Below are 3649 nucleotides of genomic sequence, written 5' to 3'. Positions count from 1 at the left end.
AGATAAGTGTTATACAAGAAGGCCGCCTTGAAAGGCGGCCTTCTTGTTATACTAACTCTATTTATTTTTATATTTCTCTTTTATATTTCTCTTTTATATTTCTCTTTTATATTTCTCTTTTTTTTTTCTCTTTTTTATTTCTCTTTATATTTCTTTTTTTATTATTTTTATATTACCTTTTATATTTCTTTTTATATTACCTTTTATATTTCTTTAATACTACCTTTTAATTTTAATTGATACTTACTTCTATACTTCTATCTATATTACCTTCTTTACTTTATTTAAAATATTTCTTCTAACTGTATATTATCTTAATATCTTAATTGCAGAATATTTATTTTATTTTTATCCCATAAAGTTCCTGGATTTTTTGGCTTCCTCAAGAGCTAACTTTTCTTCAGAAGATAACACCACAAATGATTCACCTTTAATTATTTCTTTGATATAAGTATAACATCCTTCTCTGGTGGAATGCATGGAATTTAATAAAAACCCATCGTTCTCATCATTTAGAATAGCTAAAACAAAGCTTAACTTACCTCCCATTTCCTGAAAGGCATCGTATTTAACAATTCCTATTTTCTGATAAGTAATTAATATGTTCTCAAGAATTTTCTTTATTTGGTCCGCATGTTCCTTGCTTTCCTTCTTTAAATCTTCTAATTGCCTGAACTTATCTTCGAATTGCACTTCAAGGCTTTTACCGTCGGCCCCTTCCATAAACTTCGTATAAGTTTTCTTTAACTTACGAGACTTTACAAATAAAATTATCAGACATATAAACATTATCAATATAATAGCTGTCATTCCAATTAATATATAATCCAGATAATCACTTATGTAGTCACTTAGTAACATGGTCGTTCTCCTTTAATGTATAGTTTCAAATAATTCCAGTATTCTTTCTAATTCTTCAACAGAGTAATACTCTATTTCAATTCTTCCATTATCGTTATCTTTTCTTTTTATGGACACCTTTGTACCCATTATTTTTTTTATTTTTTCCTCCAGATCTTTATATACTGCTAAATTTTCCGTTGATATTGCTACCTCTTCTTTAGCTACTTCTGCTTCCTTTATTATCTTCTTTACAAGTTTTTCAGTCTCTCTGACACTTAATTTTCCATCAAAAACTCTCATTGCAACCTGGTACTGGAGCTCCTCATCTTCAATAGCCAATAGAGCTCTTGCATGGCCACCGGATATCATATCATCTATAAGCATCTGCTGTACCCTTGAATCCAGCTTCAATAATCTCATAGTATTGGTAATAGCAGTCCTGCTTTTTGATACCTTTTCTGCAACCTCATCCTGTTTCAAGTTGAATTCCTTGATTAAATTCTGATATGCCAAAGCCTCTTCAATGGGATTGAGATCTTCACGCTGTATATTCTCTATCAGTGCAATCTCAACAATTTCCTGGGAGCTATAATTCTTAACTATTACCGGAACCATTTTAAGACCTGCCAATTTGGCAGCTCTCCATCTTCTTTCACCGGCTATAATTTCAAAATATTTATCCTTTTTCTGTACAATCAACGGCTGGATAACACCATGCTGCTTTATAGAGTCAGCTAATTCCTGAAGGGAATCTTCATCAAAATGCTTTCTTGGTTGTTTTTTATTAGGTTCAATCTCATTAATCGGAATTAATGTTTCACGTGAAACATCCAGCTTGTCCTTTATCACTTCGTCCGTTTTAGTCTTTTCCATCCTATCCGGAATCATAGAATCTAGCCCTTTTCCTAAACCTTTTTTTGATACAGCCATATAATTCTCCTAACATATTTTTTATGCTTATTTTTATCTCTTATCGATTACTTCCTCCGCCAAATCTTTATAACCTTCCGCTCCTGCTGACTTAGGGTCATATATATTTATTGGAAGTCCATGGCTTGGTGCTTCCGCTAACCGAACATTTCTTGGAATTATTGTCTTATAGATGTTTTGTTTTAGATTTTCCTTCACATTTTCTACTACCTGCAGAGAAAGATTCGTTCTGGCATCAAACATTGTAAATACAACACCTTCAATTTCAAGCTTAGGATTTAACCTTTGTCTTACCAGGTTAATTGTATGTATTAATTGTGATAGCCCCTCTAAGGCGTAATATTCGCATTGTATAGGTACCAGGATGGTATCTGCAGTTGTCATTGCATTAATTGTAAGTGTGTTCAAAGAAGGAGGACAATCAATTATTATAAAATCATAGTTATTTCGAATTTGTTCAATTTCCTTTTTTAAAATAAATTCTCTTTCTTCCACTCCAATCAACTCTATCTCAGCTCCTGCAAGATTAACATTGGATGGAAGTAAAGATAAATTTTCATATATATTTACAAGTAAGCAATCAGAAATACTACAATTCCCAATAATCAAATCATAAATGGTATAATTTAATTCATCTTTTTTTATACCAAGTCCGCTTGACGTATTCCCTTGAGGATCAATATCAATGGTAAGTACTTTTTTCCCTTTTTCAGCAAGACATGCAGAGAGGTTTATGGCTGTAGTTGTCTTACCAACCCCTCCCTTTTGATTTGCTACTGCTATTATTCGTCCCATTTTTTCCTCCTAAAGTACATTTCCGCTATGTCATAATATATGTACCATAAATATTCAGCCAAACACTTTCTCTATATTATTAGTTTTAGTTGCTAACTTAGGAAATATTTTCATAATTAACTCTTTCATAATTTCTAAGCCTTTTACAATTATATCATTAATGGTTTTATTTATCTATATTATTGAAGACATTTTTATATTATTTTTGTATTAATATTAAGTTTTTCTTTTGCAATAACGTAAATGTTTCACGTGAAACATATGAATAGAAATTTGCCAATCTATAAATTCATAAAATCACTAATATTAACGTATTATTTTAAAAGTTTTTCCTTTAAATATTTTATTAATTTATAAAAATATTGATAGTAGTATCAATATCAGTATTTTTTAAATGTTGACAATACTCCACACTAAACTTTGAAAAGTTTGATGATAAAGCTTATCACGGATAGTTTGTCATTACAATAATTTTTTTGATAAGCAGGCTTTTGTTTTAGATGAAGCAGTTAATAATCTTCTAAAATCAACTACAAATTTATGATGAAGTATATTATCAATAAACCTGATTAGTTTTACCTACATTATAAATTATAAAAGACCTTTATTAATAAAATACTTTATTGATAAATCAATTCTTTTGAGATAGACTATCATTGGTTATTTTACAAATAAGATAAGCTTCTGATAATACTAATCTTCGAAAAAATAATTGATTATAAGGCAGATTTCATATCCGACAGAATATCGATGAACTGATCATTGTTTGACAGATGCTGATGAGAATATTAGAATATCACAATGTTACTGATATACATTTTTGGTAATATGCACCTTCTATAATTTAATAATTACAATTATAGAAACGTAATATTATTATGAGATACCTTTGTTCATTCATATAAATAACTTAAATTCAATTACATTACTGATTCAAATAAATAATTATTTTAATTTCATTACTAGTTTAATTTTATTATAGGTTAAACTTCATTATTGGTTTACCCTTATTATTGTTTACCCTTATTATTAGTTTACCTTTATTATTGATTTACCCTTATTATTGGCTTACCCTTATTAT

General features: G+C 29.0%; 3 protein-coding genes. All 3 read right to left on the bottom strand.

Features of this window, described 5'->3' with window-relative positions:
* Positions 1 to 348 precede the first annotated feature (348 nt).
* The 3 genes from BUB77_RS28945 to BUB77_RS28935 are packed head-to-tail and all read right to left on the bottom strand — an operon-like array spanning position 349 to position 2568.
* A complete protein-coding gene (locus BUB77_RS28945; protein WP_073280634.1) occupies positions 349 to 861 on the bottom strand; it encodes a DUF4446 family protein in 513 nt (170 codons plus the stop codon).
* Positions 862 to 873: 12 nt separating this feature from the next.
* Positions 874 to 1773, bottom strand: coding sequence for a ParB/RepB/Spo0J family partition protein (locus BUB77_RS28940; RefSeq protein WP_073280633.1), 900 nt, complete (start codon positions 1771 to 1773; stop codon positions 874 to 876).
* Positions 1774 to 1806: 33 nt separating this feature from the next.
* Positions 1807 to 2568, bottom strand: a complete 762-nt coding sequence (locus BUB77_RS28935) for a ParA family protein (RefSeq protein WP_073280632.1) — start codon at positions 2566 to 2568, stop codon at positions 1807 to 1809.
* Between the last annotated feature and the right edge of the window lie 1081 nt (positions 2569 to 3649).

The sequence above is a fragment of the Anaerocolumna jejuensis DSM 15929 genome (assembly GCF_900142215.1).
GTDB classification, from domain to species: Bacteria; Bacillota; Clostridia; order Lachnospirales; family Lachnospiraceae; genus Anaerocolumna; species Anaerocolumna jejuensis.
This window is presented reverse-complemented; position numbering and strand designations above follow the sequence as displayed.

What these genes read in the sequence shown, in the direction of transcription:
- BUB77_RS28940 (WP_073280633.1), bottom strand. Translation starts at nt 1,773, where the DNA reads ATGGCTGTATCAAAAAAAGGTTTAGGAAAAGGGCTAGATTCTATGATT.
- BUB77_RS28945 (WP_073280634.1), bottom strand. Translation starts at nt 861, where the DNA reads ATGTTACTAAGTGACTACATAAGTGATTATCTGGATTATATATTAATT.
- BUB77_RS28935 (WP_073280632.1), bottom strand. Translation starts at nt 2,568, where the DNA reads ATGGGACGAATAATAGCAGTAGCAAATCAAAAGGGAGGGGTTGGTAAG.